Below are 3,140 nucleotides of genomic sequence, written 5' to 3'. Positions count from 1 at the left end.
AAGCAATACATCCAGAATCAGTCAGAGGGTGCTATCCATCCCCACCCGGGTGGGGAATTCCGCACCTTACGTTAAACCGCTGCAGAGCCGTCTTTAATATCCCCTTAACCTCGACCGGCGATGCAAACGCTAGCTTAATTAGATGGGATCCCTGTTAGCCCTCAGTGTTTCGGTCAGGTTGACCAGGTTTCTGGCCTGCCTGTGAGAAGTGGTCTGTCTGTGAGTGTTTCTTCTCCCCAACCCTCCGAGCCGGTTCGCATTGAAACCACGCGGGACTTGCTAGCAGCCCTGCGAGAAGGGCGCTCCCTGTTGGGCGCCAACCTTGAAGGTGCTTACCTCTCGCGGGGCCTGTTCGACCGCATCCAGATGCCCAAGGCCAACTTGACGCGGGCTAACCTGCGCTCGCTCAGTATGCAACAGGCAGATCTGCGGTTATGCAACTTTCGCCGTGCCGAGATGGAGCGGGCCAACTTCGCTGCCTCCGACCTCCGGGGATCCAGCTTCAGTCAAGCCCTGGGAGACTACAGCAACTTCACCGCTGCCAAGCTGGACAAAAGCAGCTTTCAGGAAGGCCGTTTCAGCCACTCCATCTTTCGCGAGGCCAGCTTGGTGGCTGCCAACCTAGCGGAAGGAAACTTTTTTGCCGCTGACTTTCGCCAAGCCAACCTATTTCGCTGCAACCTCTCCCAGGCCGTCCTAGCCAGTTGTCAGTTGCAACATGCCAACTTCAACCAAGCCCTCCTGGTGGGGGCCAACCTACAAGAGGCCCAAATCGAAGGGGCCAGCTTTGTCGGCGCCGACTTTACCGACGCCAAGCTCTCGGACGAAATGCGCAAGTTCTTGATCGAGCGCGCGAGCGGCACCAACGAGCTTACTCAGCGGGATACCCTCAACACTCTGCTGGCGGGGCTCCAGCCCAAGTCACGCAAACTGTTTGGATTGCTGTGAGCTGTAGCCGAAGTCACTCTCCCGCCAGCCGTAGCAGATCAGCTCTCAGGAGGTCAAGGCACCGGCTGATCCCTCAAAATTGGTTGAGGTCGATTCCAGCTTCACGGGCCATGGCCCCTATCCCTTTGGTCTTGAGGGTTTTCAGGGCCTTGGTGGAAAGGCGCAAACGCACAAACCGCTTGCCCTCCTCCCACCAGACGCGTTTCCACTGCAAGTTAACCTCCTGCAGGCGCTTGGTACGCCGGTGGGAGTGGGAGATGGCGAAAGCGTTGTTGCGTTTTTTGTTGGTCAGTTGGCAGCGACGTGCCATGAGATCCAAGGGAACTCAGCTTCGCTATTCTATGGCCTCTTTTTGTCGAGCAGCAAGCTGCAGTTGAGCTTGCAACTGGGCTAGCTCTGCCCTCAATTGGTCAAAGGTTTGTTGGCAATGGTTGACGCTTCTCAGGGGTAGCTCTTCGTTTTTGGCGATGCAGGTGACCTCTACAGACCCGTCAGCGGCTTGGCGGCTGCGATCCACAAACACCTCCACCGTCACCAGCTTGGTGTAGGGATTTTTTCCAGGCGGCTCGCCGGCCACCCAGTAGTCAGGGCTGTTATGTAGGACGGTAAGCTGGCAACGCTCCAAGACCGCGCGGATCGCTTCGCTTAGCTGCTCGGCTGATCCCATAAGCTGAGTCACGCAGGAGTATCGAGCCATAGAAGAAGCAGGTCACCACGCTCATCTTACCATCAAGCTTTCGAGTTCTGGCCTGTCCCAGTGGGCAGAGGGCGAATCGGCAAAATATGCGCTCAAGAGTAGCCTCAATCGGCTCGGCTAACCCGGCGGCAAAGCGGTGAACTGCGCTAGAACGTAAACAAAGCCTTCCCGGCTCTGCGGCTAGCTCTTTTTTCAGGAGAGTTGCCTATGTCTAGGGTCTCCTCATGGGGGCGTTCCCTCTTGCTGCTGCTGGGATCCCTTGCTCTGGGTTGGATAGGCGTGTCTTCTGCCCAAGCGCAGCCTTTTCAACCGGGTGATCTGGATGGGGATGGCCGCTTGACGGTGCAGGATCGCAACCTGTTGGGGGCCTATTTGCGCGGAGAACGGGGGTTGACCGACGACCCGATCCGGGCTGCCGATGTTGACCAGGATGGACGAATTACAGAAGCCGATTGGCAGATGTTGCAGCAGCGCATTCAGGCGGCCACGGATGTGCCCACTGGACAGGTGCAGTTGGATTCTGCCTACTCTGGGCAGGTGGTGGATCACCTGACAGGGCAGCCCTTGGCCGACGTGGAGGTGGCCATTCCGGGAGCCGGGATTGCGGTGCGCACCGATGCCCAGGGGCGGTTTCGCCTGCCGGGGCCGCTGCCGGCAGAGGAGATTTTGGTGGCGCGGCTGGAGAACTATTTGCCCTATTCCCAGAGCACAGGCAGCGGACAGACCGGCGGGGAGCGACCTTGTCAGTTACAGTTGGAGCGCTGGGATCCCAACAGCACGCTGGTGCTGGAGGCCAATGTCATCCGCCTAGGCGATAACCGGTATTCGCCTGAGTCGGCGGCTGCTGGCCAATTTCTTGCTCCTGCCCAAGGGGGGGAGATGACCCGCTCCTTCAGCCTAGAACGTCTGCCGCCCCGTCCACCAGTTCTGCGGATTGGATCCCTGATTGGGTTGGATACAGCCGCCGCCTATCGGGCCGGACAATCCCAGATTCCTAATGCCGACATGTCTCCCATGCGAGTGCTTTTGAACGGGGTGGAGGTAGAGCAGATCCAGTTGGGAGGAGACGGCTTGCGCATCCCTCTGCCGCTAGAGCATCTGCGCCTGGGCCTGAATACTGTTACCCTGCGCACTGGCAAAACGGTGATCCAGCCTGGCAGGATCGCCGGCGACCCTCGGATAAGTATCCCGCTTTTTGGTGGATCCCTGGATATCTTTGTGCCGCTGGGGAGTAACACAATCGGCCAGTACGGTGGGGCCTGGGCGGACTATGACGATGTGCAGTTGGCCAATGTCACGATTGAGATCCCCAGCTAAACGCCCAAGCTAACTTGCGCTGGCTAGGTCTTGGGATTTTGTTCCTCAGAAGCTTGCCCGAAGCCTTTTCGACTTTAAGGGGGCTCTGGGGATTCTGTAGGTTAACGTAAGGTGCGGAATTCCCCACCGTATAGACGGTGGGGATGGATAGCACCCTCTGACTGATTCTGGATGTATT

At 58.2% G+C, this 3,140-nt stretch carries 4 protein-coding genes; 2 read left to right on the top strand and 2 right to left on the bottom strand.

All coding sequences use genetic code 11. The features are described 5' to 3' along the window. Positions 1 to 219 precede the first annotated feature (219 nt). Entirely contained in the window at positions 220 to 948 is a 729-nt protein-coding gene (locus NW845_RS12665; protein WP_414378785.1) for a pentapeptide repeat-containing protein, read from the top strand. A gap of 73 nt (positions 949 to 1,021) precedes the next feature. On the opposite strand, the gene rpmB is transcribed toward NW845_RS12665, so the two are convergent. Together rpmB and NW845_RS12655 are read right to left on the bottom strand one after the other, a co-directional pair. Beyond that, entirely contained in the window at positions 1,022 to 1,258 is a 237-nt protein-coding gene (gene rpmB / locus NW845_RS12660; protein ID WP_414372729.1) for a 50S ribosomal protein L28, read from the bottom strand. A gap of 24 nt (positions 1,259 to 1,282) precedes the next feature. Further along, positions 1,283 to 1,615 carry a hypothetical protein gene (locus NW845_RS12655; protein WP_414372727.1) on the bottom strand — a complete coding sequence of 111 codons (333 nt, stop codon included), beginning with the start codon at positions 1,613 to 1,615 and terminating at the stop codon, positions 1,283 to 1,285. Positions 1,616 to 1,852: 237 nt separating this feature from the next. Here NW845_RS12655 and NW845_RS12650 point away from each other — a divergent pair, with 237 nt between their 5' ends. Next, a complete protein-coding gene (locus NW845_RS12650; protein WP_414378783.1) occupies positions 1,853 to 2,962 on the top strand; it encodes a dockerin type I domain-containing protein in 1,110 nt (369 codons plus the stop codon). Positions 2,963 to 3,140: the final 178 nt, after the last annotated feature.

The organism is Synechococcus sp. H60.2 (assembly GCF_047462315.1).
GTDB lineage: Bacteria > Cyanobacteriota > Cyanobacteriia > Thermostichales > Thermostichaceae > Thermostichus.
Note: the sequence above shows the minus strand (reverse complement) of the source record. Positions and strands in the feature narration are given on the sequence as shown.